Origin of the sequence: Streptomyces sp. NPDC058459, assembly GCF_042721685.1 — a bacterium.
In the GTDB taxonomy this organism is placed as follows: Bacteria; Actinomycetota; Actinomycetes; order Streptomycetales; family Streptomycetaceae; genus Streptomyces.
Genome location: NZ_JBHXLV010000053.1, coordinates 1 through 26,665, shown reverse-complemented (window position 1 = coordinate 26,665; position 26,665 = coordinate 1). Strand labels below are relative to the sequence as shown.

Genomic DNA, 26,665 nt, shown 5'->3' with positions numbered 1-26,665 from the left:
TCCCATGAACGGGATCCTGCTGCCTGTGCGTCCACGGTAGCGGCCGAACGTCGACCACGTCATCACAAAGAGTGACCGCACCCGCGCGCCCCGCCCTCAGCCCGGCAGGCCCTACGCTTGAAGGCTGATCGATCCCCCTGCACAGGAGTGAAATGGCCGTCAATCTGGTCAATGTCGAGAACGTCAGCAAGGTCTACGGCACGCGGGCCCTGCTGGACGGCGTCTCGCTCGGTGTGTCGGAAGGGGACCGGATCGGGGTCGTCGGGCGCAACGGTGACGGGAAGACCACGCTGATCCGGATGCTCGCCAAGGTCGAGGAGGCCGACAGCGGGCGGGTCACGCACTCCGGAGGGCTGCGCAGCGGAGTGCTGACGCAGCACGACTCGCTCGACCCCGAGGCCACCGTCCGGCACGAGGTCATCGGTGACCTGGCCGACCACGAGTGGGCGGGCAACGCCAAGGTCAGGGACGTGCTCACCGGGCTGTTCGGCGGGCTCGACCTGCCGGGCTTCCCCAAGGGGCTGGACACCGTCATCGGCCCGCTGTCCGGTGGTGAGCGGCGCCGGATCGCGCTCGCCAAGCTGCTGATCGAGGAGCAGGACCTCCTCGTCCTGGACGAGCCCACCAACCACCTCGACGTCGAGGGCATCGCCTGGCTCGCCCGGCACCTGCGCGAGCGCCGCTCGGCACTCGTCTGCGTCACCCACGACCGTTGGTTCCTCGACCAGGTCTGCACCCGCATGTGGGACGTCCAGCGCGGCACCGTGTACGAGTACGAGGGCGGCTACTCCGACTACGTCTTCGCCCGCGCCGAGCGCGAGCGCATCGCCGCCACCGAGGAGACCAAGCGGCAGAACCTCGTCCGCAAGGAGCTGGCCTGGCTGCGCCGGGGCGCCCCCGCCCGCACCTCCAAGCCCCGCTTCCGGGTCGAGGCCGCCAACGAGCTGATCAAGGACGTACCGCCGCCCCGCGACAGCAGCGAGCTGATGAAGTTCGCCTCCTCCCGGCTCGGCAGGACGGTGTTCGACCTGGAGGACGTCAGCGTCACCGCAGGACCCAAGGAACTGCTCAAGCACGTCACCTGGCAGCTCGGCCCCGGCGACCGCATCGGCCTGGTCGGCGTCAACGGCGCCGGCAAGACGTCCCTGCTGCGGGCCATGGCGGAAGCGGCGCGCACCGAGGGCGAGACGCAGCCCGCGGGCGGCCGTGTCGTCGTCGGCAAGACCGTCAAGCTCGCCTACCTCTCCCAGGAGGTCGCCGAACTCGACCCGGCCACCCGGGTCCTGGAGGCCGTGCAGCAGGTCCGCGAGCGTGTCGACCTCGGCAAGGGCCGTGAGATGACGGCGGGCCAGCTCTGCGAGACGTTCGGCTTCAGCAAGGAGAAGCAGTGGACGCCCGTCGGCGACCTCTCCGGCGGTGAGCGCCGCAGGCTCCAGCTGCTGCGCCTCCTGATGGACGAGCCCAACGTCCTCTTCCTCGACGAGCCCACCAACGACCTGGACATCGAGACCCTGACCCAGCTGGAGGACGTCCTCGACGGCTGGCCCGGCTCGATGGTCGTCATCTCCCACGACCGGTTCTTCGTCGAGCGCACCACCGACAGGGTGTTCGCCCTCCTCGGCGACGGCGCGCTGCGCATGCTGCCGCGCGGCATCGACGAGTACCTGGAGCGCCGGCTGCGTATGGAGGAGGCCGTCGCCCAGCGGTCGGCCGCCGCCGCGCCCGCCCCGGCCGCGACGGAGCGGAGCGCCGCCGACCAGCGGGCCGCCAAGAAGGAACTCCAGAAGATCGAGCGGCAGTTGGACAAGCTCTCCGAGAAGGAGTCCAAGCTGCACACCCGGATCGCGGACAACGCCACCGACTTCGCCAAGGTGGCTGAACTCGACGCCGAACTGCGCGGACTCTCCGGTGAGCGCGACGAACTGGAGCTGCGCTGGCTGGAGCTGGCCGAGGACGCGTAGCGCGGACAGCGGAATCCGGCCGTACCGGCGGGCGCGTAACGGGCGCATCACGGGGTGGTCCGACCTTGGGCACAGGGGCTCGCACGGGCCCCTGTGCTGTCGGTGGTCGGTGGTAGAAAGGCTGTCCGAGGGCTAAGAGTCAGTGAACGAGGGGGAGCGCGCTGATGAGCCAGCCGCCCGGTCAGCCGCCGCAGGGCGGCTTCGGCCCACCGCAGAACCAGCCACCGCAGGGCCGGCCGCCGCAGGATGGTTTCGGCGCGCCTCAACAACCCGCTCCGCAGGGCCCGCCGCAGCCCGGTTACGGCTACCCCCGGTCTCCCGGCCCGTACGCCCAGCCCGGCCCCTACGGGCAGGCCCCGGGTCCCTACGGCCCGCCGCCCGGCGGTCCTTACGGGACGTACCCGCAGCCCGGCGCACCCGGCAAGCCGCCCGGCGGCAAGCGCACCGCGCTGCTGGCCGGGGCGGTGGCCGCCGCGCTGCTGCTCGTCGGCGGCGTCGTGTACGCGGTCACCGGACGCGGCGGGGACGACGACAAGCCCGTCGCCCACCCGACCGGCGGCACCCGCCCCTCGGCCACCGTGTCCCCCTCGGCGGACGAGGGCGACGGCAAGGGCGACAGCAAGGGCGACGGCCGCACGGACGCCGAGGACCTCAACGCGGGCCGCGAGCCCGGCGAGTCGAAGGTCCTCTGGTACAAGTCCGCCCCCGACGTCCCGGCCGACGGCGCGGACGCGCCCGGCCTCTGGGTCACCGGGAAGACCGCGGTGAAGGCCGCGTACAAGGAGATCGTCGGCTACCGCGTCGCCGGCGGCGCGGCCGCCTGGGACCCGATCACCCTGCCGCACCCGGTCTGCGCGGTCACCCGCGACGCCGGCGCCGGCGGCAAGGTCGTCATCGCGTACATGAACGGCGTCAGCGACCGCGCCGTCTGCAACCAGCTCCAGCAGATCGACCTCGACACCGGCAAGAAGGGCTGGCACGCCCAAGTACCCGAAGGCACCGCCCTGTTCGACAGCGTCCGCACCATCGAGCTGACCCTCAGCGGCAAGACCCTGGTGGTGGCCCGCTCGATGTCCGGCATCGCGTACGACGCGGCGACCGGCCGCAAGCTGTACGACGTGAAGAAGTACGACGACTGCTTCCCGGCCGGCTTCGCCGGTGACAGCCGGCGGCTGATCGAGGTGACCTCCTGCGGCGCGGGCGGCGCGCGGGAGCGCGAGGAGATCCGCGAACTCGACCCCGCCACCGGCAAGGTGAGGTGGACCCGGCCCGGCACCAAGGGCTGGAAGGTCGAGCGCGTCTTCTCCGTCGACCCGCTCGTGGTCCGGCTGACCGGTCACGACAAGAACGCGTGGAACATCTCCACCCTCGACGGCGGCGGCCGCCTCAGCTCCGAGGTCAAGGCCGACGACAAGTTCGCCCCCGGCTGCGGCTGGTCCTCGCTGACGCGCGGCCTGCAGAACTGCCGGGGTGTCGCCGCCGACGACAGGACCCTCTACCTGCCCACCGAGAGCACGAACGCGGCGAACGAGATCGTCGCCGTCAGCCTCACCGACGGCAAGGCGAAGTGGCGGGTGAGATCCCCGGTCGCCCGCCCGATGGTCCCCGTGGGACTCCAGGGCGGCAACCTCATCGCGTACGCCGACGCGTCCTCCGGCCAGGGCGGCCGGGTGGTGTCGATCCCGACCGGTCCCGGCGCGCACCGGCCGGCCACGCTGCTGCGCAACCCCGACAGTGTGGCGCGGCTCGAGAGCGGCTTCCTCGACAGCTCCGCGGTCTGGTCCGGCGGGCGCCTCTTCATCTCCTCCGACCGCCTCGGCGGCGACGACCAGGGCGAGGAGAAGCTGATGATGGCCTTCGGCAGGTAGCCGCCCCCCTCGCGCCGCCCCCGTCCCCACCAGCCGCTTCGAGGTAACCCGCGATGACCGACCAGCCGCCCGCGCCGCCGACCCCGCCGGGCGATCCGCAGCCCCCCTACGGGTACCCGCAGGCACCCCCGCCGCAGCCGCAGCCCGGCTACGGCTACCCCGGCGCCCCGCTGCCCCCGTACCCCCAGCAGCCCGGTCACGGCCACCCCGCCCAGCCGCCCACGGCCGTGGCGGGCGGCGACACCCGGGCCGGGCAGAACCGCACCATCGCCCTGATCGTCCTCGCGGCCGTCGTCGCCATCGGGCTGATCATCGGCTCCGGTGTCTGGTACGCCCACTCCTCCGGGGACGGGGGTGGCACGGCGGCCTCCGGCGGCAAGAACGGCACCGCCACCGTGACCCCGGGCAGGGAGAAGGCGCCGGACGACCCTGTCGCCCGCCTCCTGTTCAAGGTCCCGGTACCCGACGTCGGGGACGACGTCGTCACCACCGACGGCGCCTGGCTGACCGACACGGTCTACGCCGGCACCGGCGTCTCCGAGGTCGTCGGTTACGACCCGGACGACGGCGCGAAGCGCTGGACGATCAAGCTCCCGGGCCCGGTCTGCGCGGCCAGCGAGCATGTCACCGCCGACGGTCGTACCGCCATCGTCTTCCGGCCCGCCACGCCCAGCAGGACCAGGATCGCCCGCTGCAGCCAGATCGCCGCGCTCGACCTGGTCAAGGGCACCCGGCTGTGGACCAGGGCGATCGGCACGGGCGACTTCGCCACGACGTACGGGAACATCACGGTCGCCGGGAACACCGTCGCGGCGGGCGGTCTCCAGGGCGGCGTCGCCTACGACATCGCGACCGGCAAGGTCCTGTGGCAGCCCAAGCCCGGCGACTCCTGCAAGGACACCGGGTACGGCGGTGGCAGCAGGCTCGTCGCGCTGCGCAAGTGCGGCGAGTTCGACAACGAGACCCTCAGCGTCCAGACCCTCGAACCCACTTCGGGGAAGGTGCTCTCCGAGTACAGGCTGGGCGCCGGCATCACGTACGCGGGCATCGTCTCCACCGACCCGCTGGTGATCGGCGCCGACGCCGGCAAGGCCGCGGGCGGCGGCAGCGGCATCTCGGACTTCTTCTCCGTCGACGGCCGGACCGGCAAGCTCCTGGCCCGCATCCCCGTACCGCGCGACGCCTATCTCGGCCGGTGCGACACCATCGAACACGTCGAGGACTGCCGGGGAATCGTCGCCGGTGAGGGCAGGCTGTACCTGGCGACCAAGGAACACCAGGACACCGGCAGGCCCGGCAGCACCAACGAGATCGTCGCCTTCGACCTCACCACCGGCAAGCAGACCGGCAAGCGCGCCCCGGCCGGCAAGGGCCGCACGTTCTACCCGCTTCGCATGGACGGCGGCAACCTGCTCGCCTGGACGAACGTGGTGTACGGCCAGAACGGCCGGCTCGTCAGCATCGACGGCGCGGACTTCAGGGCCACGACACTGCTGGACATCCCCGGCGACCAGGCCAGTCACGACCTGTCGGCCGGCATGGGGGTGGAGTACGCCAACTACCGCTTCGCGCGCGGCAGGCTCTTCATGTCGCAGGTGAGCGTGTCCAAGCCCCTCGGTGCCGGCGGCGCGAAAAACCTGATCGTGGCCTTCGGTACCCGCGACTGACCGAAGCCCGCACGGCAGGCGCCCCGAGCGTGTAACTTCCCGGACATCGGAGGGGGACTGGGGGGTTGCTCTATGGGAGTGCGGCTCATGGTCGTCGACGACCACCGCCTGCTGGCGGAGGCGTTGGCGTCGGCGCTGAAGCTGCGCGGGCACCGGGTGCTCGCGGCGGCGGCGCCGGCCGCGGGCGCGGCCGAGCTGGTGATATCGCGCGCCCCCGAGGTGTGCCTGCTGGGCACGGCCGCGCCCGCCGAGCCGGGCGCGTTCGACCCGGTGGCGCGGATCAGGCGGGAGCGCCCGCAGGTGGCCGTGCTGGTCCTCGGTCCGGTGCCCTCCCCGCGCGGCATCGCGGCCGCCTTCGCGGCGGGCGCCGCCGGGTACGTACGGCACGACGAGCGCATAGAGGGTGTCGAGCGGGCCATCATGAAGGCCAGGGCCGGTGAGGCGGCCGTGGCCCCTCAGCTGTTGCAGGGCGCCTTCGCCGAACTGCTCAACCCGGCCGTCCAGCCCGACGACGAGGGCCAGCGGCTGCTGAGGCTGCTCACCCCGCGTGAGGTGGAGGTGCTGGTGCGGGTCGCCGACGGGGAGGACACCCGGCTGATCGCGGCGGGCATGGGCATAGCGCCCAGCACCGCCCGCACCCATGTGCAGCGGGTCCTGATGAAGCTGGGCGTCGGCTCCCGGCTGGAGGCGGCCGCCCTCGCGGCCCGCACCGGTCTGCTGGACCGCGCCGGCGCGGCCCCGCACATGACGGAGCCGGAGCTGTAGTCCACAGCTCCGGCTCCGTCGTCGTCGCGCGTGAGGCTAGTGCGCGGGCTCCTCGTCGCCCGCGTCCTCGGCGGGCAGCGGCGGCGGGGTCGGGCGCAGCTTCAGCCAGGCCAGGAAGAACACCCCGAGGATCAGCATGCCGATGCCGGTCCACAGGTTGATGTTGACGCCCTCGGCCTTGTCGATCGCGGCCTGGGAGTCGGTGAGGCCGGTGATCGTGACGATGACGCCGTACAGCACGAAGAGGCCGCCGATGATGCGCCGCAGGTCGAAGATGCGGGCGGCGGTGGCGGACCGGCCCTCCAGCTCGGTGACCTCGCGGTGGACGCCTGGCTCGGTCGCGCCGTGCTCGGAACCGGCGTGCTCGGGGCGGGGGGATTCGTCGGTCATGGTTTCCTCATCCTCCCGCGATCAGAACGAGAACGGGATGTAGCAGGCGGCGGCCAGGACGACCGCGCCCCAGCCGAGCAGGGCGGGCTTGCGGTACCAGGCGTCGTCGCCCTCGGCGGCTGCCTCGGACATGCCCGGCGACTTGGTGCCGTAGACCAGGCCCTGGAGTTCCTCGGCCGGCTTGGGCTTGGTAAACAGCGACACCGCGACCATCACGACCGCGCCGGCCACGAAGCCCGCGATGGCGGAGACGAAGTTGGCGCCCTGGTCGGAGGGGATCGAGATGATGCCCTCCTTGTAGAACACGAAGTAGTTGACCATCGCGGTCGCGGTACCGGCGAGCAGACCCCAGAAGCCGGACCTGGCCGAGGCGCGCTTCCAGAACATGCCGACGATGAAGACCACGAACATCGGGACGTTGAAGAAGGAGAACAGCGTCTGGAGGTAGCTCATGATGTTCGAGAACGACGACGCCAGGAACGCCGTGCCGACCGACGCGGCCACACCGATCACGGTGATCCAGCGGCCGAAGCGTACGTAGTAGGCGTCCTCCTGGTCCGGCTTGACGTAGCGGGCCCAGATGTCGGTGGTGAACACCGTGTTGAAGGACGACACGTTGGCCGCCATGCCCGCCATGAAGGCGGCGAGCAGACCGGTGACCGCGATGCCGAGCACGCCGTTGGGCAGCAGCTCCTGCATCAGGTAGGGGATCGCGTCGTTGTACTGGAGCCCGGAGCCGGGCTGGCCGATCTTCGGGACCAGGGCGGCGGCGACCAGGCCGGGGATCATCACCAGGAAGACTATGAAGATCTTCGGGTAGGCCGCGATCAGCGGGGTGCGCCGGGAGGCGGAGAGGTTCCTCGCGGACAGCGCGCGCTGCACCTCGGCGAAGTTGGTCGTCCAGTAGCCGAAGGACAGCACGAAGCCGAGACCGAGCACGATGGTCAGCCAGTTCGCGCCCAGCGGGTTGGCGCTGCCGATGCCGGTGCCGCCCCAGGCGGTGGTGAAGTTGGCGCCGTGGGCCGCGTCCAGCTTGTGGGTCAGGCCGTCCCAGCCGCCGGCCTTCTTCAGGCCGAGGATGGTGATCGGGATGAGGGCGGCCAGGATCACGAAGAACTGGAGCACCTCGTTGTAGATCGCGGAGGAGAGACCGCCCAGCGTGATGTAGCCGAGCACGAAGGCGCCCGCGACCACGATGGCCACCCACTGCGGCCAGCCGAGCAGGGCCTCCACCACGATCGCCAGGGCATAGAGGTTGACGCCCGCGATCAGGATGGCGGCGAAGGCGAACAGGATCGAACTGAGCAGGTGGGCCGCCTTGTCGAAGCGCAGCAGCAGGAACTCGGGGACCGAGCGGACCTTGCTGCCGTAGTAGAACGGCATCATCACGAGGCCCAGGAAGACCATGGCCGGGATGGCGCCGATCCAGTACCAGTGCACGGTGTACGCGCCGTACTGGGCGCTGTTGGCCGCCATGCCCAGGATCTCGGTGGCCGCCAGGTTCGCCGAGATGAAGGCGAGGCCGGTGATCCAGGCGGGCAGCGAGCGCCCGGAGAGGAAGAAGTCCAGGCTGGTCTTCACCGAGCGGCGAGCCGCGAAGCCGATGCCGAGGACCACGACGAAGTAGATGGCCAGGATCGTGTAGTCGAGCCAGTTGGTGGGGAGCCGTAGCTCCGACGCCAGATAGCTGGGGCCCGCCGCCAGGGGCGCGGGTGCGGTTGGGGGGATCTGCATGAGAACTCGCTTCGTTGCGCGAACGGATCGATCCAGAGCGGAACTTACGCCGCGGCGTTCATTGTTTGAACAGTCCTGTTGGGGTTCTTTGTTCGATTGTGATCGGGAACCTCTTGTCGAATTGTGGTCTGTTATGTTTGATTGTGTTGAGTGAGAGCAAGGAGCACGGCGTGAAGAAGACCTCGACCCGGCTGGCCGACGGGCGTGAGCTGGTCTACTACGACCTGCGGGACGACACGGTCCGCGACGCCGTGGACCGGCGGCCACTGGACCCCACGGTCACCGCCTCCGAGATCCGCCGGGACCCGCTGCTCGGCGACTCGGTGGCCGTCGCCTCCCACCGGCAGGGGCGCACCTACCACCCCCCGGCCGACGAGTGCCCGCTCTGCCCGAGCCGGGACGGCCGGCTCAGCGAGATCCCCGACTCCGCCTACGACGTGGTCGTCTTCGAGAACCGTTTCCCCTCCCTCGCCGGTGACTCCGGCCGCTGCGAGGTCGTCTGCTTCACCTCCGACCACGACGCGTCCTTCGCCTCCCTCACCGACGAGCAGGCCCGGCTGGTGCTGGAGGCGTGGACCGACCGCACCGCCGAACTGTCGCATCTGCCCTCCGTGAAGCAGGTGTTCTGTTTCGAGAACCGGGGCGCCGAGATCGGGGTGACGCTCGGTCATCCCCACGGCCAGATCTACGCCTACCCGTTCATCACCCCCCGCACCGCGCTGATGCTCGGCTCGCTCGCGGGCCACAAGGCCGAGACGGGCGGGGAGAACCTCTTCGACGCCGTCCTTGAGCGGGAACTCGCGGGGGACCGGGTGGTCCTGGAGAGCGAACACTGGGCCGCCTTCGTCCCCTTCGCCGCGCACTGGCCCTACGAGGTGCACCTCTACCCCAGGCGCCGGGTGCCCGACCTGCTCGCCCTCGACGAGGACGCGCGCGCGGAGTTCCCCCGGGTCTACCTGGAGCTGCTGCGGCGCTTCGACCGGATCTTCGGGCGGCCGGCGGGCGAGGGTCCGGCGGGCGAGGGGGGCGGCGAGGCCGAGGCGCCCACCCCGTACATCGCGGCCTGGCACCAGGCTCCCTTCGGGGAACTCACCGGCTTCGACGGGGTCACCCGGGACGATTTCGCGCTGCACCTGGAGCTTTTCACCATCCGCCGCACTTCTGGCAAGCTGAAGTTTCTCGCGGGCTCCGAGTCGGGAATGGGCGTCTTCATCAACGATGTCCCCCCGGAGCGCGCGGCCGAACGACTGCGGGAGGTAGCGAGTTCATGAGCGGCAAGTATCTGGTCACCGGCGGCGCCGGGTATGTCGGCAGTGTCGTCGCCCAGCATCTGCTGGAGGCGGGACACGAGGTCACCGTCCTCGACAACCTCTCCACCGGCTTCCGCGCCGGCGTGCCCGCCGGCGCCGGGTTCATCGAGGGCGACATCCGTGACGCCGGCAAGTGGCTCGACCCCTCCTACGACGCCGTGCTGCACTTCGCCGCCTTCTCCCAGGTCGGCGAGTCGGTGGTGAAGCCGGAGAAGTACTGGGAGAACAACGTCGGCGGCAGCATGGCCCTGCTCGCCGCGATGCGCGAGGCGGGCGTGCGCCGCCTGGTCTTCTCCTCCACCGCCGCCACCTACGGCGAGCCGGAGGAGTCCCCGATCCCGGAGTCCGCCCCGACCCGGCCCACCAACCCCTACGGCGCCTCCAAGCTGGCCGTCGACCACATGATCACCAGCGAGGCGCACGCCCACGGCCTCGGCGCGGTCTCCCTGCGCTACTTCAACGTCGCCGGCGCCTACGGTGCACACGGCGAGCGCCACGACCCCGAGTCCCACCTCATCCCGCTCGTGCTCCAGGTCGCCCAGGGCCGCCGCGAGGCCATCTCGGTCTTCGGCGACGACTACCCGACCCCGGACGGCACCTGCGTACGGGACTACATCCACGTCGCCGACCTGGCCGACGCCCACCTGCTGGCGCTCGACGCCGCCCGGCCCGGCGAGCACCTCATCTGCAACCTCGGCAACGGCAACGGGTTCTCCGTCCGCGAGGTCATCGAGACCGTACGCCAGGTCACCGGCCACCCCGTCCCCGAGGTCGTCGCCCCGCGCCGCGCGGGCGACCCGGCCGTCCTGGTCGCCTCCGCCGGCACCGCGCGTTCGGCGCTCGGCTGGAACCCGTCCCGCGCGGACCTCGCCGGGATCGTCGCCGACGCCTGGGAGTTCACCCGGCGCACGCACAAGGAGAACTGAGTGGGCGCACAGCAGGTCCGGGAACGCTTCACCGAGCTGTACGGAGCCGAACCGGAAGGGGTGTGGGCTGCGCCGGGCCGGGTCAACCTGATCGGCGAGCACACCGACTACAACGACGGCTTCGTCATGCCGTTCGCACTGCCGCACCAGGCCGTCGCGGCCGTCTCCCGCCGCACCGACGGCCGGCTGCGGCTGCACTCGGCCGACATCGGGGGCGAGGTGGCCGAGTTCGACCTGGAGGCCCTCGCCCCGGGCACCGACGAGGACTGGACTGCGTACCCGGCGGGCGTGGTGTGGGCGCTGCGCGAGGCCGGGCATCCGGTCACCGGCGCCGACGTGCACCTCGCCTCCACCGTGCCGACCGGCGCCGGCCTGTCGTCCTCGGCCGCCCTTGAGGTCGTCGTCGCGCTCGCGCTGGACGACCTCTTCGGCCTGGACCTGCCCCGCTGGAAGCTGGCCCGGCTCTGCCAGCGCGCGGAGAACGTCTACGTCGGCGCGCCCACCGGCATCATGGACCAGACCGCCTCGGCCTGCTGCGAGGAGGGCCACGCGCTCTTCCTCGACACCCGCGACCTGTCCCAGCGGCAGATCCCGTTCGACCTGGCCGCCGAGGGTCTGCGCCTGCTGGTGGTCGACACCCAGGTCAAGCACGCCCACAGCGGCGGCGAGTACGGCAAGCGCCGGGCCGGCTGCGAGAAGGGCGCCGCCCTGCTCGGCGTCGACGCGCTGCGTGACGTGCCGTACGACGGGCTGGACGCGGCGCTGGAGCGGCTCGGCGACGAAGAGGACGGGGCCGAGGTGCGCCGGCTGGTGCGGCACGTCGTCACCGAGAACCGGCGCGTCGAGCGGGTGGTGGAGCTGCTGACCTCGGGCGACGTCCGGGCCATCGGGCCGGTCCTCACCGAGGGCCACGCCTCGCTGCGCGACGACTTCCGGATCTCCTGCCCGGAGCTGGACCTCGTGGTCGACACCGCGCTGACCGCCGGCGCGCTCGGCGCCCGGATGACCGGCGGCGGCTTCGGCGGCTCGGCGATCGCGCTGGTCGAGGCCTCCGCCGTGGACACGCTCACCAAGGCGGTCGAGGAGGCGTTCGCGGCGGCCGGGTACACCGCCCCGCGCGTGTTCGAGGCGGTGCCCTCGCCGGGCGCCCGCCGCCTGGGCTGAGCCCGCGTCAGCGGAGCCGCTTGGTCAGGGTGAACTCCGTGATCCCCGGCGGGTAGTCGGGGATCACGGCCACCACGTCATAGCCCTGGGCGCGGTAGAAGTGCGGGGCCTGGAAGTCCCACGTCTCCACCCGGGCCCGCGCACAGCCCCGGTCGGCGTGCGCCGTCCGCTCGGCCTCCCGCAGCAGCCGGGCACCCATCCCCACGCCCCGGTGGCGGTCGTCCACCCACAGACAGGTGACGTGCAGCCAGCCGGCCCAGGTGTGCCCGACCAGCCCCCCGGCGAGCGCGCCCGCCGCGTCCAGCGCCCACACATGCAGCGGAACATGCCGTTCACCCGGCGTACCGCGCAGCGCGGCCAGCACCGGGGAGGCCGCCGTGTTGCTCTCCCGCAGCCTGGCGCGCAGCAGATCCCGTCGGTCCTTGTCCACTTCCGTCTCGATCCGAAACATGCGGCACACCATAAGCGCGACGGCCGGTCACTTCCGTCAATCGGCTGTCCCCGGCCAGGGGCGCCCGTACGCTGAGAAGCGGTACCGGTGGGGGCCGGTGCGCGATCAGGGAGCGGGACGCGCGGGTACGGCGACCGCGGCGGGGGTAGCACTTTCCGCGACGGCGGCCGCCGCGTCATCGCCGGACCTGGGGTGACCCCTGCTCCGCGCGGAGCCTGGGGATTGGGGGTTTCGTGGTTCGTATCCGAGTGCTGGTCGTGGACGACCATCGCATCTTCGCCGAGTCGCTGGCGGCGGCGCTGGCCGCCGAGCCCGATGTGGACGTGTCCGCGGCGGGCAGCGGCCCGGCCGCGCTGCGCTGCCTGGAGCGCGCCGCCACCGACGGCCGCCGCTACGACGTGCTGCTGGTCGACGCCGACCTCGGCCGGGCGCTGCCCGGCGGGCGGGCGGCCGTGCCCGTGCAGGCGGGCGACGCGGAGGGCCTGGTCGACGGGATCTCACTGGTCGCCGGGGTGCGCTCGGCCCAGGCCGGGGTGCGCACGGTGGTCCTGGCCGAGAGGGACGACGCGCACCGGGCCGCACTCGCGCTCCAGGCGGGCGCCTCGGGCTGGGTCGCCAAGGACTGCTCGCTGTCCCGGCTGCTCACCGTGATCCGGGGCGTGCTGCGGGACGAGACGCATCTGCCGGCCGCGCTGCTCACCGGCGTGCTCAAGGAGCTGACGGCGGCGCGCAAGCACCGCAGCGAGAGCGAGCGGCTGGTGCAGTCACTGACCCCGCGCGAGCGGGAGGTGCTGCGCTGCATGGTCGCCGGGCTCGGCCGCAAGGCGGTCGCGGAGCGGCTCTTCCTCTCCCCGCACACCGTGCGCACCCATATGCAGAACGTGCTGGGCAAGCTCGGTGTGCACTCCACGCTGGCCGCCGTGGCACTGGCCCGGCGGGCCGGGGTGGGGCCGGTCGACCTAACCGGGGACGTTGTCGAACGGGGCGGTCAACTGGCGTAGCAGCCCGGCGAGTTCACCGCGCTGCGTGCGGGACAGCTCGCCGAGGATGGCCCGCTCCTGGGCCAGCAGACCCGCCAGCGCCTCGTCGGCGCGGTCCCGGCCGGTGACGGTCAGCCGCACCAGCACACCGCGCCGGTCGCTCGGGTCGGGCAGCCGCTCCACCAGACCCTTCTTGGTCAGCCGGTCGATCCGGTTGGTCATCGTGCCCGAGGTGACCAGCGTCTGGGTGAGCAACTGTCCGGGGGAGAGCTGGTACGGGGTGCCGGCGCGGCGCAGCGCGGTCAGCACGTCGAACTCCCAGGGCTCCAGCTGGTGCTCGGCGAAGGCGAGCCGGCGTGCGCGGTCCAGGTGCCGGGCCAGCCTGCTCACCCGGCTCAGCACTTCCAGTGGTTCCACGTCGAGGTCCGGGCGCTCCCGGCGCCATGCTGCGACCAGCCGATCGACCTCGTCCTCCATGGAGATCAGTGTAGTGGTTGTGTCGACATGAAGTCTCTTGATGTGAAGTCTCTCGGTATTAAGTATCTTGACATCGAGATTATCGCTCCGGGAGGGTGGGACACATGACGACGACGCCCTCCTGGGACCCCGCCCAGTACCTCCGTCACTCCGGCCACCGGCTGCGCCCGTTCGTGGACCTGCTGGCCCGCGTCCCCGGCCTGCCGTCCGAGCGGCCCCGGATCGCCGACCTCGGCTGCGGCCCCGGCAACGCCACCGCGCTGCTCGCCGGACACTGGCCCGGCGCGCACCTCACCGGCTACGACAACTCGCCCGAGATGCTGGAGCGCGCCCGCGCCGAGCAGCCCGCGCTGGACTTCGCCCCCGCCGACGCCCGCACCTGGACGCCCGAGGTCCCGCACGACCTGATCCTCTCCAACGCCACCCTCCACTGGGTGCCGGGCCATCTCGACCGGTTCGCGGACTGGATCGCCGCGCTGAAGCCGGGCGGCGCCTTCGCCTTCCAGGTGCCGGACAACACCGACGCCCCGCTGCACGCCCTGATGCGCGAACTCGCCGCCACGCCCCGCTGGGCACCCCGCCTGGCCGGCGCCCTGCGCGCCCCCGACTCCGTCCACGCCCCCGGCGTCTACCTGGACCGCCTGGCCCGCCTCGGCTGCGCCACCGACGTCTGGCGGACCACGTACCAGCATGTGCTGCCGGGTGAGGACCCGGTCCTGGACTGGGTCAAGGGCACCGGGCTCCGCCCCGCACTGACCGCCCTCGCCGGTGACCCGGAGGCCCGGGACGCCTTCGTCGCCGAGTACCGCGCCCTGCTCCGCGAGGCGTACCTGACGGCCCCCTACGGCACGGTCCTGCCCTTCCGGCGCCTGTTCGCGGTCGCGGTGAAGCGGGCCTAGCTCTTGCGGTGGCCTATCAGGCGGGGCTTCTGTTCCAGGCCGTCCAGGCCGTGCCAGGCGAGGTTGACCAGGTGGGCGGCGACCTCGGCCTTCTTGGGGCGGCGGACGTCCAGCCACCACTGGCCGGTCAGGGCGACCATGCCGACCAGGGCCTGGGCGTAGAGCGGGGCCAGCTTGGAGTCGAAGCCGCGGTTCTTGAACTCGCGGCCCAGGATGTCCTCCACCTGGGTGGCGATGTCCGAGATCAGCGACGCGAAGGAGCCCGTCGACTGCGGGATGGGAGAGTCCCGGACCAGGATGCGGAAACCGTCCGTGTACTCCTCGATGTAGTCCAGCAGCGCGAACGCTGCCTGCTCGCACAGCTCACGGGGGTGGCCGGCGGTGAGGGAGCCGGTGACCATGTCCAGCAGGCAGCGCATCTCCCGGTCCACCACGACCGCGTACAGCCCCTCCTTGCCGCCGAAGTGCTCGTACACCACCGGTTTGGAGACCCCGGCCTTCGCCGCGATCTCCTCCACCGACGTGCCCTCGAAGCCCTTCGCCGCGAACAGGGTCCGGCCGATCTCCAGCAACTGCTGGCGGCGCTCCGCACCGGTCATCCGGGTCCGGCGGGTCCGTCGCGTCTTGTCGTTGCTGGAGGTGCTGCTGGAGTCGGTGGCCACGGCGTCAATCATGCCGCCTTCGCGGCGGGCTTCCCGCGCCGGGAGGGGCCGCCGCCGTCCGCGCGGCGCGCGTCGATGCGCGAGCGTGACGGCCAGCGCACGTCATAGGCCCAGCCGAGCTTCTCGAACCAGCGGATGATCCGGGCCGATGAGTCGATCTGCCCGCGCTCCACACCGTGCCGCGCGGAGGTCGGGTCGGCGTGGTGCAGGTTGTGCCAGGACTCGCCGCAGGACATCACCGCCAGCCACCACACGTTGCCCGAGCGGTCGCGCGACTTGAAGGGGCGTTTGCCCACCGCGTGGCAGATCGAGTTGATCGACCACGTCACGTGGTGCAGCAGGGCCACCCGGACCAGTGAGCCCCAGAAGAACCCGGTGAAGGCGCCCCACCAGGACATCGTCGCCAGCCCGCCGATCAGCGGGGGCAGCAGCAGCGAGACGGCCGTCCACAGGGGGAACTGCCGGGAGACCGCCCGCATGTCCGGGTCCTTGACCAGGTCCGGCGCGTACTTCTCCTGCGGGGTCTGCTCCTCGTCGAACATCCAGGCGATGTGGGCCCACCACAGGCCCTTCAGCAGCGCGGGGAGCGTGTCCCCGAACCGCCACGGCGAGTGCGGGTCGCCCTCGGCGTCGGAGAACTTGTGGTGCCTGCGGTGGTCGGCCACCCAGCGCACCAGCGGCCCCTCCACCGCCATCGACCCCATGATCGCCAGCGCGATCCTGAGCGGCCGCTTCGCCTTGAAGGAGCCATGGGTGAAGTAGCGGTGGAAGCCGATCGTGATGCCGTGGCAGCCGAGGAAGTAGAAGAACACCAGCAGGCCCAGATCGAGCCAGCTCACCCCCCAGCCCCACACCAGCGGCACCGCCGCCAGCAGGGCCAGGAACGGCACGACGATGAACGCGAGCAGCGCGATCTGCTCGATCGAACGCTTCTGCTCGCCGCCCAGCGTGGCGGTGGCGCCCTCGCTGGGGACTTCGTCGATCACATCGGAACTACGGGAGGTCATGCGCGTCCCCTGTGGGGTCGAGGGCGGGGGTCGAGACGATGCCGGACGGCTGTGGAACGGACGGTACTTCCCTACTTCTCCGTAACCTACGGCGTCGTAAGTATGTCAGCGGTCAGATCGGCGGCAAGAGCCCGGGACCCTGCGCGTCCGCCGGGACACCTATCCTTGGAGGCGGTCGGACAGCGCGGTCCGCTCTGTTTACTTCCCGGACGTTCCGGCCGGTATGCGGCTTTTCGCCGCGTGATGGATGGGTGTCCGGGTTCCCTCCCGGATGAGCTTCAACACCGCAAGGAGCCGCACCTGTGAGCAGTGTCGACGACCAGACCACCGCGAACGGCCAAGCGCTGCGCGCCGACATCCGGCGCCTGGGCGACCTCCTGGGCGAGACCCTCGTCCGCCAGGAGGGCCCCGAGCTGCTGGAACTGGTCGAGAAGGTCCGCCGTCTCACCCGCGAGGACGGCGAGGCCGCGGCCGAGCTGCTGCGCGGCACCGAGCTGGAGACCGCCGCCAAGCTGGTACGTGCCTTCTCCACCTACTTCCACCTCGCCAACGTCACCGAGCAGGTGCACCGAGGCCGCGAGCTGCGCTCCCGCCGCGCCGCCGAGGGCGGTCTGCTCGCCCGCACCGCCGACCGGCTCAAGGACGCCGACCCCGAGCACCTGCGCCAGACGGTGCGCAATCTGAACGTGCGCCCGGTGTTCACCGCCCACCCCACCGAGGCCGCCCGCCGCTCGGTCCTCAACAAGCTGCGCCGGGTCGCGGAACTCCTGGACACCCCCGTCCTCGACTCCGACCGCCGCCGGCACGATGTCCGGCTCGCCGAGAACATCGACCTCGTCTGGCAGACCGACGAACTGCGCGTGGTCCGCCCCGAGCCCGCCGACGAGGCCCGCAACGCCATCTACTACCTGGACGAGCTGCACGCCGACGCCGTCGGCGACGTCCTGGAGGACCTCACCGCCGAGCTGGAGCGGGTCGGTGTCACCCTGCCGCCCGACACCCGCCCGCTGACCTTCGGCACCTGGATCGGCGGCGACCGCGACGGCAACCCCAACGTCACCCCCCAGGTCACCTGGGACGTGCTGATCCTCCAGCACGAGCACGGCATCAACGACGCGCTGGAGATGATCGACCAGCTCCGCGGCCTGCTCTCCAACTCCATCCGCTACGCCGGCGCCACCCAGGAACTCCTGGACTCCCTGGACGCCGACCTGGAGCGCCTGCCGGAGATCAGCCCCCGCTACAAGCGGCTCAACGCCGAGGAGCCCTACCGGCTCAAGGCCACCGCGATCCGGCAGAAGCTGGAGAACACCAAGCAGCGGCTGGCCCGCAACACCCCGCACGAGGACGGCCGGGACTACCTCGGCACCGCCGAACTCCTCGCCGACCTGCGGATCATCCAGACCTCCCTGCGCGAGCACCGCGGCGCCCTGTTCGCCGACGGCCGCATCGACCGCGTCATCCGCACCCTGGCCGCCTTCGGCCTCCAGCTCGCCACCATGGACGTCCGCGAGCACGCCGACGCCCACCACCACGCCCTCGGCCAGCTCTTCGACCGGCTCGGCGAGGAGTCCTGGCGCTACGCCGACATGCCCCGCGAGTACCGCGCCAAGCTGCTCGCCAAGGAACTGCGCTCCCGCCGCCCGCTCGCCCCGAGCCCGGCCCCCGTCGACGCGGCCGCCGAGAAGACCCTCGGTGTCTTCCAGACGATCCGCCGGGCCCTTGAGGTCTTCGGACCCGAGGTCGTCGAGTCGTACATCATCTCCATGTGCCGGGGCGCCGACGACGTGTTCGCCGCGACCGTGCTCGCCCGCGAGGCCGGACTGCTCGACCTGCACGCCGGCTGGGCCAGGATCGGCATCGTGCCGCTGCTGGAGACCACCGACGAGCTGAAGGCCGCCGACACCATCCTGGAGGACATGCTCTCCGACCCCTCCTACCGGCGTCTGGTCGCGCTGCGCGGGGACGTCCAGGAGGTCATGCTCGGCTACTCCGACTCCTCCAAGTTCGGCGGCATCACCACCAGCCAGTGGGAGATCCACCGCGCCCAGCGCCGGCTGCGCGACGTCGCCCACCGCTACGGCGTACGGCTGCGCCTCTTCCACGGCCGCGGCGGCACCGTCGGCCGCGGCGGCGGCCCCTCGCACGACGCGATCCTCGCCCAGCCCTGGGGCACCCTGGAGGGCGAGATCAAGGTGACCGAGCAGGGCGAGGTCATCTCCGACAAGTACCTGATCCCCTCCCTCGCCCGGGAGAACCTGGAGCTGACGGTCGCCGCCACCCTCCAGGCGTCCGCCCTGCACACCGCCCCCCGCCAGTCCGACGCGTCCCTCGCCCGCTGGGACGCGGCCATGGACGTAGTCTCCGAAGCCGCCCACACCGCCTACCGCCGGCTCGTCGAGGACCCCGACCTGCCGACGTACTTCCTCGCCTCCACACCGGTCGACCAGCTCGCCGAACTGCACCTGGGCTCGCGGCCCTCCCGCCGCCCCGGCTCGGGGGTCTCGCTCGACGGCCTGCGCGCCATCCCCTGGGTGTTCGGCTGGACCCAGTCCCGGCAGATCGTTCCCGGCTGGTTCGGCGTCGGCTCCGGCCTGAGGGCACTGCGCGAGGCCGGCCCGCGGCAGGAAGGGGACACCGTGCTCGGCGAGATGCACGAACAGTGGCACTTCTTCCGGAACTTCATCTCCAACGTCGAGATGACCCTCGCCAAGACCGACCTGCGTATCGCCCAGCACTACGTCGACACCCTCGTCCCCGACGCGCTCAAGCACGTCTTCGACACCATCCGCGCCGAGCACGAGCTGACCGTCGCCGAGGTGCTGCGCATCACCGGTGGGAACGAACTCCTCGACGCACAGCCCGAGTTGCGGCAGACCCTCAGCATCCGCGACGCCTACCTTGACCCGATCTCCTACCTCCAGGTCGCCCTGCTCAAGCGCCAGCGCGACGCGGCCGCCGCCGACGAGGAACCCGACCCCACCCTCGGCCGCGCCCTGCTCCTCACCGTGAACGGCGTCGCCGCCGGCCTGCGCAACACCGGCTGACCGCACGCGCGTACACCGGTGCCCCCGGAACCCCTCCCGGCTCCGGGGGCACCGCCGTACGGTCAGGAGAGTACGAAGGCCGCCGTCAGCAGGGCCGCGCCCGCTCCCCCCAGCACCCAGGCGAGGCGGGGCATCCGCATCCCGCCCGCGACCACCACCGAGGCCAGCAGCAGCGCCCCGCCCAGCGGCAGCCAGGCAAGCAGGACGCCGGCAACACCCGCGCGCACGGCGACATCCGTACCGGGTTCGAGGACGACGTCGTAGCTGTGGTCCTCGCGCACCGCCACCGACCGCTCGATCCGGACGGACGAGCGCCGCTCGGCGCCCGGCGACAACGGCTCGAACGTGCCCTCGCAGCGCTCCGGCAGACAGTCCGTCACCGTCAGCGTGCCGCGCTCGCGGCCCTTGGGGAGCATCGCGTGCTGTGCGGCGCCCCACGACCCCCACACCCCGGCGAACACGATCAGCGCGGCGAACGCGCCCATGACCACGATCCGCCCCCATCGCACGGCGGAGCCGGGGCGCGCGGAACTGGTGGAGGCAGGCATGGCCGGGATCATTGGCCATACCCCCACGCCAGGTCAACTCGGGCGGCGCGTACCGAGGCTCGGCCCGGCCCCCCGCCCCTACGAGTTGTACGCCGACTGAGCCCTCTCCAGCCCTTCCACGACCAGGCACTCCACCGCGTCCGCCGCCCGGTCCACGAAGTAGCCCAGCTCCTTGCGCTCCGCCGACGCGAAGTCCTTCAGCACGAAGTCCGCCACCTGCATCCGCCCCGGCGGCCGGCCGATCCCGAACCGCACCCGGTGATAGTCGGCGCCCATCGCCTTCGTCATCGACTTCAGCCCGTTGTGCCCGTTGTCACCGCCGCCCAGCTTCAGCCGCAGCGCCCCGTAGTCGATGTCCAGCTCGTCATGGACCGCCACCACCTGCGAGAGCGGCACCTTGTAGAAGTCCCGCAGCGCGTTCACCGGGCCGCCCGACAGGTTCATGTACGACAGCGGCTTCGCCAGGATCACCCGCCGGCCCGCCGGACCCACCGGACCGGTCCGGCCCTCCAGCACCTGCGCCTGCGCCTTGCCCGCACGCTTGAACTTCCCGCCGATCCGCTCCGCGAGCAGATCCACCGCCATGAAACCGACGTTGTGCCGGTTCATCGCGTACTCCGGCCCCGGATTACCGAGCCCGACCACCAGCCAGGGGGCGTTTGCGGGGGTACTCAACGAGCCACTCTCCTCGATACGCGCCAGCCGCCGCCCCCGGAGCACGGGGACGACGGCTGACAGATGATTCAAGCCGGTGCGGCTCAGACCTCGGCGGACTCTTCGCCCTCGGCGCCTTCGGCGGCCTCGTCCTCGGCCGGCTCCTCGACCTGGGCGGCCAGCACCTGCAGGACGACGGCGTCGTCCTCGACGGCCAGGGAGACACCCTCGGGCAGCTCGATGTCCTTGGCGAGGACGGAGGCACCGGCCTCCAGGCCCTCGACGGAGACCGTCACCGACTCGGGGATGTGGGTGGCCTCGGCCTCGACCGGCAGCGCGTTCAGCACGTGCTCCAGCAGGTTGCCGCCCGGCGCCAGCTCGCCCTCGGCGACGACCGGGATCTCGACGGTGACCTTCTCGCCACGCTTGACCAGCAGCAGGTCGACGTGCTCCAGGAAGCCCTTCAGCGGGTCGCGCTGCACGGCCTTCGGGATCGCCAGCTCGCTGGTCTTGCCGTCGATGTCCAGGGCGAGCAGGACGTTCGGCGTACGCAGCGCCAACAGCAGCTCGTGGCCCGGCAGGGTGATGTGCAGCGGGTCGGAACCGTGGCCGTAGAGCACACCGGGAACCTTGCTGTCACGGCGGATGCGGCGGGCGGCACCCTTGCCGAACTCGGTGCGGGACTCGGCGGCGAGCTTGACCTCGGACATGGGGATCAACTCCTCGTACAGGTAGATGCGGACGTGGTCACCCGGCCACGAACGGCCTGCTACGAAGAGCGCGTCGATAACGGACAACCGGCACCCGTGAAAACACGAGCGCGGCCTCCCTCGCCGAGCAACTGTCGCAGTCTACTCAGCAAGGGGGCCGCGCCCAAAAGGATCTTCCGCCGCCGGCTCAGCGGGCCGGCCGCGGAAACCTCACTGCTCGTCGAAGAGGCTCGTCACCGAGCCGTCCTCGAACACCTCACGCACCGCGCTCGCGATCGTCCCGGCGATCGACAGCACCGTGATCTTGTCCAGGTCCGCCGCCAGCTCACCCGGCGTCGGCAGCGTGTCGGTGAACACGAACTCGCTCACCCGCGAGTTCTTCAGCCGGTCCGCCGCCGGACCCGACAGCACACCGTGCGTCGCCGTCACGATGACGTCCTCGGCACCGTGCGCGAACAGCGCGTCCGCCGCGGCGCAGATCGTGCCACCCGTGTCGATCATGTCGTCGACCAGCACACAGATGCGGCCCTCGACATCACCCACGACCTCGTGCACCGTGACCTGGTTCGCCACGTCCTTGTCCCGGCGCTTGTGCACGATCGCCAGCGGCGCGCCCAGGCGGTCGCACCAGCGGTCGGCGACCCGCACCCGGCCCGCGTCCGGCGAGACGACGGTCAGCTTCGACCGGTCCACCTTCGCGCCCACGTAGTCCGCCAGCAGCGGCAGCGCGAACAGGTGGTCCACCGGACCGTCGAAGAAGCCCTGGATCTGGTCCGTGTGCAGGTCCACGGTCAGGATGCGGTCCGCACCCGCCGTCTTCATCAGGTCCGCGATCAGCCGCGCCGAGATCGGCTCACGGCCCCGGTGCTTCTTGTCCTGCCGGGCGTACCCGTAGAACGGCACGATCACCGTGATCGAACGGGCCGACGCCCGCTTCAACGCGTCGATCATGATCAACTGCTCCATGATCCACTTATTGATCGGCGCCGTGTGGCTCTGGATCAGGAAACAGTCCGCGCCGCGCGCCGACTCCTGATAACGCACATAGATCTCACCATTGGCGAAGTCGAACGCCTTCGTCGGTACGACCCCCACACCGAGCCTGTGAGCGACCTCCTCGGCAAGTTCGGGGTGGGCGCGGCCGGAGAAGAACATCATCTTCTTCTTGCCGGTCGTCTTGATCCCGGTCACAGCACTGTCTCCTCAGAGGTTCTCAGCCAGCCGCCGGCCAAGCGACCTCCCGACGGGGCACGAGAGGACCGAATCGGCTGGTAGGGGTGCGGTTGTGCACTTATCACGGTACGCCGTCGCCGACGCGGCCGTTTCCGACGAGCCTGCCCTCAGCCCTCGTCCCCGCCCGGCCGGGACGCCGCCTCCGCCGCCTTCGCCGCCGCGCTCCCAGGACGCTTACGAGCCACCCAGCCCTCGATATTCCGCTGCTGGCCACGGGCCACGGCCAGCGAACCGGGCGGCACATCCTTCGTGATCACGGACCCCGCACCGGTGTACGCGCCGTCCCCGACCGTGACAGGAGCCACAAACATGTTGTCCGAACCGGTCTTGCAGTGCGACCCCACCGTGGTGTGGTGCTTGCTCTCACCGTCGTAGTTCACGAACACGCTCGCCGCACCGATGTTGGTGAAGTCACCGATCGTCGCGTCCCCCACGTACGACAGATGCGGAACCTTCGTCCCCTCACCGATCGACGCGTTCTTCGTCTCCACGTACGTACCGATCTTCGCCCTCACTCCCAGCCGCGTACCGGGCCGCAGATACGCGTACGGACCCACCGTCGCGCCCTCGCCGACCACCGCGCCGTCCGCCACCGTGTTGTCCACCCGCGCGCCCGCGCCCACGGTCGTGTCGTGCAGGCGGCTGTTCGGGCCCACCTCCGCGCCCTCCGCGATCCGCGTGGCACCGGTGAGCTGCGTACCCGGGTGCACCAGCACGTCCCGCTCGAAGCCGACCGTCACGTCCACCCACGTCGTCGCCGGGTCCACCACGGTCACGCCTTCCAGCATCGCTGCCGTCAGCAGACGGTCGTTGAGCGTCCGGCGGGCCTCCGAGAGCTGCACCCGGTTGTTGATCCCGGCGATCTCCCGGTGGTCACCCGCCACCGACGCGCCCACCCGGTGCCCGGCCGCCCGCAGGATGCCCAGCACATCGGTCAGGTACTCCTCGCCCTGACTGTTGTCCGTGCGCACCTGCTTCAGCGCGTCCGCCAGCAGCCGGCCGTCGAACGCGAACACACCGCTGTTGATCTCGACGATCGCCCGCTGCTCGTCGCTCGCGTCCTTGTGCTCCACGATCGCGGTCACCGCGCCGCTCGCGCCGTCCCGCACGATCCGGCCGTAACCGGTGGCGTCCGGGACCTCGGCGGTCAGCACGGTCACCGCGTTGCCGTCGGACCGGTGCGTGCCGGTGAGGGCGGCCAGGGTGTCCGCCGTCAGCAGGGGGGTGTCGCCGCAGACCACCACGACGGTGCCGTCCACCGGGCCGCCCAGCTCCTCCAGCGCCATCCGCACCGCGTGCCCGGTGCCGTTCTGCCGCTCCTGCACGGCCGTACGGACCTGGGGGTCGATCTCGGCGAGGTGCGCGCCGACCTGCTCACGGGCGTGGCCGACGACGACCACCAGCTCGGCGGGGTCCAGCTCACGGGAGGCGGCCAGCACATGACCGACCAGGGAACGGCCGCAGATCCGGTGCAGGACCTTCGGTGTGGCCGACTTCATACGGGTGCCCTCACCCGCTGCGAGAACGATGACGGCTGCCGGGCGAATGGCGCTCACGGGGTTGCCTTTCGGCTCTGGGAAGAGGTGGTGACTGGCGGCAGAATACCGGGGTGGTTTTCGGCGGACATGAGAGCGGGTCCCGCCGGGGTTGCCGGTCAGGACCCGAAACTTGCAAATGTGTGCGCTGTGGCTCCCGGAGAAGGATTCGAACCCTCATTCAACGGACCAAAACCGTTTGTCCTGCCTTTAGACGATCCGGGATGGTTGGTGCGCTATGTCCGATTTGATTGATCGGCTTCGCGCGTGGCCTCCACTATGCCGTACCAGGCGCCCTCGATGCGACGGTACAAGTCTGCGCTTTTCAGGACTTTGATCACGAGGCAACCCCGGTAGGCGTCACCCGTGTTCCGCCGGACGGTCTTCGGGTTGTGCTTCTTGAGGGAAGTCTTGTGGAAGGCGGAGCGGTCCGCCTCGACCAACTCGGACCAGTACTGCTCGGCACCGGGCACGTCCGCGGTCTCGTGGATCATCACCGTGAAACGCAGTCGTTCGCGGTCCACTCCCAACAGGTCGAGCCAGGCCAGGAAGGTCGTGATCATGCCGGGGTCGCTGTTGACGAACGTGACGTTCTCGCGGCGGTCGTAGGGCTTGTCCTTCGTCCCCTCGGCCCAGTAGAGCCCGACGCCGACGAGGAAGAGTTCACGCTCCGACAGGGCGCCGACCGACCGCTTCGCCTCTTCCTTGGTCCGTCGGCGCTCCTCGTCGCGGATGCGGAGCTTCTCCTCCCAGCCCTTTCTGGCGATGGCCGCCGCCTCTTCCGGTGTCCGCTTCCGCTCCGGCTTCGGCAGGTCCCTGACCCAGAGGGAGACCGAGCTGCGTGAGCAGCCGAGGGCCGCTTCGATCTGGTCGTAGGTGTGGCCCTGGCGGCGGAGTTCTCTGGCCTGCTCCCGGAGGTCGTCCTTGGCGTTGGGGCGTTTTGTCCAGGTGGGGGGTGGTTCGCCCTGGACGAGGCGGTTGAGGAGGTCGTTGTTGTAGATCTTCAGGTGGTCGCGGAGCTGGCGGAGGCTCAGGCCCTGACGGCGGAGGGCGACCGCCTGTTCGCGTAGGTGCTCGAAGTCCGCGTACTTGCTGGTTCTGCCTGGTGAATGTGCCATTTGAATATCGTCCGGGCGGAATATCAGCTTCCGGGGTTCGAACGGTGGAGTTCAGCAGTTCGAGTGATCCCGCCGGGTTCGGGCCCGGACGGGTAGGCGAAAGTCACCGGAAAAGCCGCCCCGGGCGCCCGTAGGCTGGAGGGCATGACCACGACGGGGGAAGACCACACCAGGGCGCCGACCGGCCCGTGGTGGTGGGAGAGAAGGCGCGGTGCGGTGCTGGACGTCGGCCTCGCGCTGGCGTCCGCGGTGGAGTGCGGCGCGGAGGGCGTCCCGTTCGCGCGGGACGCCGGCGTGCCGCTGTGGTTCGGCGTGGTGTTCGGCGTGCTGACGGGCTCGGTGCTGCTGGTGCGCCGGAAATGGCCGGTCGCGGTGGTACTGGTGGCGGTCGCGGTGACGCCCGCCGAGATGGGCCTCCTGATGGGCGTCGTCGGCCTGTACACGCTGGCGGCGTGCGAGCTGCCGCGCCGGGTGATCGTGGCGCTGGCGGGAATGTCGCTGGTGGGCACGATGATCGTGACGTTCGTGCGGGTGCGCCAGGGCATGGCGCGCGGGGACCTGACGCTGGGCGACTGGTTCGTGCCGTTCGCGGCGGTGGCCACCTCGCTGGGCGTGACGGCGCCTCCGCTGCTGCTCGGGCTGTACGTGGGTGCGCGGCGCCGGCTGATGGAGAGCCTGCGGGAGCGGGCGGACAGTCTGGAGCGGGAGCTGCAGCTGCTCGCGGAGCGGGCGGAGGAGCGTGCGGAGTGGGCGCGGAACGAGGAGCGCACGCGGATCGCGCGGGAGATGCATGACGTGGTGGCGCACCGGGTGAGTCTGATGGTGGTGCACGCGGCGGCGTTGCAGGCGGTGGCGCGCAAGGACCCGGAGAAGGCGGTGCGGAACGCGGCGCTGGTGGGGGACATGGGCCGGCAGGCGCTGACCGAGTTGCGGGAGATGCTCGGGGTGCTGCGGTCGGGCGGTGTGCGGCCGGACCCGGTGCCGGTGCCGTTGGCGGCGGTGGGGGCTGCCGTGGCGGAGGCGGCGTCGAAGGCGGCGGTCGAGTTGGTCGTGGTGGACGGGCCGTGGTTGTCGGAGCTGGATGAGCTGGTGGGGCAGTCGGCGGCGGCCGGGATGGTGGTGGCGCTGTCGGTGGAGGGTGAGCTGCGGTCGTATCCGGCGGAGGTGGAGCAGACGGCGTACCGGGTGGTGCAGGAGGCGTTGACGAACGTCCACAAGCATGCGGCGGGTGCGAAGACGTATGTGCGGCTCGCCCATCGGTCGGCGGAGATCGCCATGCAGGTGGAGAACGATTCGCCGCCGGAGCCGGGGTCGGCGTCGGCGGGGTTGCCGTCGGGTGGCAATGGTCTGGTGGGCATGCGGGAGCGGGTCGTGTCGCTGGGGGGCGTGTTCGTGTCGGGTCCGACGGACGCGGGGGGTTTCCGGGTGTCGGCGGTGATTCCGGCCGCCTAGGGCACGCCTAGGTGTACTGACCCGGGAGGTTGTGGACGGGTGAGTCAGGTCTCGGTTCAGGGGTCTTGAACGGGTGAGGGCCTTCCGGTTCGGTGTGGATTGCGACG

23 protein-coding genes and 1 tRNA gene are annotated in these 26,665 nt (G+C 71.1%); 11 read left to right on the top strand and 13 right to left on the bottom strand.

Annotated features, from left to right (window positions below; all coding sequences use genetic code 11):
- Window positions 1-152 precede the first annotated feature (152 nt).
- From ACFWN1_RS13140 to ACFWN1_RS13125, 4 genes are all read left to right on the top strand, one after another.
- Complete coding sequence (locus ACFWN1_RS13140) at window positions 153-1,961, top strand: ABC-F family ATP-binding cassette domain-containing protein (protein WP_384360642.1); 1,809 nt, start codon at window positions 153-155, stop codon at window positions 1,959-1,961.
- Between the two features lie 164 nt (window positions 1,962-2,125).
- Complete coding sequence (locus tag ACFWN1_RS13135) at window positions 2,126-3,829, top strand: PQQ-binding-like beta-propeller repeat protein (protein ID WP_384360640.1); 1,704 nt, start codon at window positions 2,126-2,128, stop codon at window positions 3,827-3,829.
- A 53-nt stretch (window positions 3,830-3,882) separates the two neighbouring features.
- On the top strand, window positions 3,883-5,496 hold the full coding sequence (locus ACFWN1_RS13130) for a PQQ-binding-like beta-propeller repeat protein (protein WP_384360638.1): 1,614 nt from the start codon (window positions 3,883-3,885) through the stop codon (window positions 5,494-5,496).
- 72 nt (window positions 5,497-5,568) lie between these two features.
- Window positions 5,569-6,261 (top strand): LuxR C-terminal-related transcriptional regulator, encoded by a 693-nt coding sequence (locus ACFWN1_RS13125; RefSeq protein WP_384360636.1) that lies wholly within the window; start codon window positions 5,569-5,571, stop codon window positions 6,259-6,261.
- Window positions 6,262-6,297: 36 nt separating this feature from the next.
- On the opposite strand, the gene ACFWN1_RS13120 is transcribed toward ACFWN1_RS13125, so the two are convergent.
- On the bottom strand, window positions 6,298-6,651 hold the full coding sequence (locus tag ACFWN1_RS13120; RefSeq protein ID WP_384360634.1) for a hypothetical protein: 354 nt from the start codon (window positions 6,649-6,651) through the stop codon (window positions 6,298-6,300).
- A 21-nt stretch (window positions 6,652-6,672) separates the two neighbouring features.
- On the bottom strand, window positions 6,673-8,385 hold the full coding sequence (locus ACFWN1_RS13115; RefSeq protein ID WP_384360632.1) for a sodium:solute symporter family protein: 1,713 nt from the start codon (window positions 8,383-8,385) through the stop codon (window positions 6,673-6,675).
- 170 nt (window positions 8,386-8,555) lie between these two features.
- On the opposite strand from ACFWN1_RS13115, the gene galT reads away from it, so the two are divergent.
- From galT to galK, 3 genes are read left to right on the top strand one after another with little or no spacing between them, the layout of a single operon-like run.
- Window positions 8,556-9,656, top strand: coding sequence for a galactose-1-phosphate uridylyltransferase (gene galT, locus ACFWN1_RS13110; RefSeq protein WP_384360631.1), 1,101 nt, complete (start codon window positions 8,556-8,558; stop codon window positions 9,654-9,656).
- On the top strand, window positions 9,653-10,621 hold the full coding sequence (gene galE, locus ACFWN1_RS13105; protein WP_384360629.1) for a UDP-glucose 4-epimerase GalE: 969 nt from the start codon (window positions 9,653-9,655) through the stop codon (window positions 10,619-10,621). The genes galT and galE overlap by 4 nt, the downstream gene beginning before the upstream one ends.
- A complete protein-coding gene (gene galK / locus ACFWN1_RS13100) occupies window positions 10,622-11,785 on the top strand; it encodes a galactokinase (RefSeq protein ID WP_384360627.1) in 1,164 nt (387 codons plus the stop codon). It begins immediately after the preceding gene.
- Window positions 11,786-11,792: 7 nt separating this feature from the next.
- Here the strand turns inward: galK and ACFWN1_RS13095 are convergent, their stop codons facing one another.
- On the bottom strand, window positions 11,793-12,248 hold the full coding sequence (locus tag ACFWN1_RS13095) for a GNAT family N-acetyltransferase (RefSeq protein ID WP_384360625.1): 456 nt from the start codon (window positions 12,246-12,248) through the stop codon (window positions 11,793-11,795).
- 221 nt (window positions 12,249-12,469) lie between these two features.
- Here ACFWN1_RS13095 and ACFWN1_RS13090 point away from each other — a divergent pair, with 221 nt between their 5' ends.
- On the top strand, window positions 12,470-13,237 hold the full coding sequence (locus ACFWN1_RS13090; RefSeq protein WP_384360623.1) for a LuxR C-terminal-related transcriptional regulator: 768 nt from the start codon (window positions 12,470-12,472) through the stop codon (window positions 13,235-13,237).
- Here the strand turns inward: ACFWN1_RS13090 and ACFWN1_RS13085 are convergent.
- A complete protein-coding gene (locus ACFWN1_RS13085; RefSeq protein ID WP_384360621.1) occupies window positions 13,196-13,693 on the bottom strand; it encodes a MarR family winged helix-turn-helix transcriptional regulator in 498 nt (165 codons plus the stop codon). The two genes, ACFWN1_RS13090 and ACFWN1_RS13085, sit on opposite strands and share 42 nt — an antisense overlap.
- Window positions 13,694-13,797: 104 nt before the next feature.
- Here ACFWN1_RS13085 and ACFWN1_RS13080 point away from each other — a divergent pair, with 104 nt between their 5' ends.
- Window positions 13,798-14,592: a trans-aconitate 2-methyltransferase gene (locus ACFWN1_RS13080; protein ID WP_384360619.1), complete on the top strand. Its 795-nt coding sequence runs from the start codon at window positions 13,798-13,800 to the stop codon at window positions 14,590-14,592.
- Here ACFWN1_RS13080 and ACFWN1_RS13075 read toward each other — a convergent pair.
- On the bottom strand, window positions 14,589-15,266 hold the full coding sequence (locus ACFWN1_RS13075; protein ID WP_384360617.1) for a TetR family transcriptional regulator: 678 nt from the start codon (window positions 15,264-15,266) through the stop codon (window positions 14,589-14,591). The two genes, ACFWN1_RS13080 and ACFWN1_RS13075, sit on opposite strands and share 4 nt — an antisense overlap.
- Window positions 15,263-16,261, bottom strand: a complete 999-nt coding sequence (locus tag ACFWN1_RS13070) for an acyl-CoA desaturase (protein ID WP_384360615.1) — start codon at window positions 16,259-16,261, stop codon at window positions 15,263-15,265. Before ACFWN1_RS13070 ends, ACFWN1_RS13075 begins: the two co-directional genes overlap by 4 nt.
- Window positions 16,262-16,563: 302 nt before the next feature.
- On the opposite strand from ACFWN1_RS13070, the gene ppc reads away from it, so the two are divergent.
- Entirely contained in the window at window positions 16,564-19,308 is a 2,745-nt protein-coding gene (gene ppc, locus ACFWN1_RS13065; protein ID WP_384360613.1) for a phosphoenolpyruvate carboxylase, read from the top strand.
- A gap of 62 nt (window positions 19,309-19,370) precedes the next feature.
- On the opposite strand, the gene ACFWN1_RS13060 is transcribed toward ppc, so the two are convergent.
- The 7 genes from ACFWN1_RS13060 to ACFWN1_RS13030 all read right to left on the bottom strand — a co-directional run bounded on the left by ACFWN1_RS13060 (window position 19,371) and on the right by ACFWN1_RS13030 (window position 25,106).
- Window positions 19,371-19,868 (bottom strand): hypothetical protein, encoded by a 498-nt coding sequence (locus tag ACFWN1_RS13060; protein WP_384360611.1) that lies wholly within the window; start codon window positions 19,866-19,868, stop codon window positions 19,371-19,373.
- Window positions 19,869-19,934: 66 nt separating this feature from the next.
- Entirely contained in the window at window positions 19,935-20,531 is a 597-nt protein-coding gene (gene pth, locus ACFWN1_RS13055) for an aminoacyl-tRNA hydrolase (RefSeq protein WP_384360609.1), read from the bottom strand.
- An 83-nt stretch (window positions 20,532-20,614) separates the two neighbouring features.
- Window positions 20,615-21,220 carry a 50S ribosomal protein L25/general stress protein Ctc gene (locus ACFWN1_RS13050; protein WP_384360608.1) on the bottom strand — a complete coding sequence of 202 codons (606 nt, stop codon included), beginning with the start codon at window positions 21,218-21,220 and terminating at the stop codon, window positions 20,615-20,617.
- Window positions 21,221-21,430: 210 nt separating this feature from the next.
- Complete coding sequence (locus ACFWN1_RS13045) at window positions 21,431-22,411, bottom strand: ribose-phosphate diphosphokinase (RefSeq protein ID WP_384360607.1); 981 nt, start codon at window positions 22,409-22,411, stop codon at window positions 21,431-21,433.
- A gap of 149 nt (window positions 22,412-22,560) precedes the next feature.
- Window positions 22,561-24,009 carry a bifunctional UDP-N-acetylglucosamine diphosphorylase/glucosamine-1-phosphate N-acetyltransferase GlmU gene (gene glmU / locus ACFWN1_RS13040; protein WP_384360605.1) on the bottom strand — a complete coding sequence of 483 codons (1,449 nt, stop codon included), beginning with the start codon at window positions 24,007-24,009 and terminating at the stop codon, window positions 22,561-22,563.
- Window positions 24,010-24,139: 130 nt separating this feature from the next.
- Window positions 24,140-24,213, bottom strand: a tRNA-Gln gene (locus ACFWN1_RS13035).
- 11 nt (window positions 24,214-24,224) lie between these two features.
- Window positions 24,225-25,106 (bottom strand): hypothetical protein, encoded by an 882-nt coding sequence (locus ACFWN1_RS13030; RefSeq protein ID WP_384360603.1) that lies wholly within the window; start codon window positions 25,104-25,106, stop codon window positions 24,225-24,227.
- A 144-nt stretch (window positions 25,107-25,250) separates the two neighbouring features.
- On the opposite strand from ACFWN1_RS13030, the gene ACFWN1_RS13025 reads away from it, so the two are divergent.
- A complete protein-coding gene (locus tag ACFWN1_RS13025) occupies window positions 25,251-26,558 on the top strand; it encodes a sensor histidine kinase (RefSeq protein WP_384360601.1) in 1,308 nt (435 codons plus the stop codon).
- Window positions 26,559-26,665: the final 107 nt, after the last annotated feature.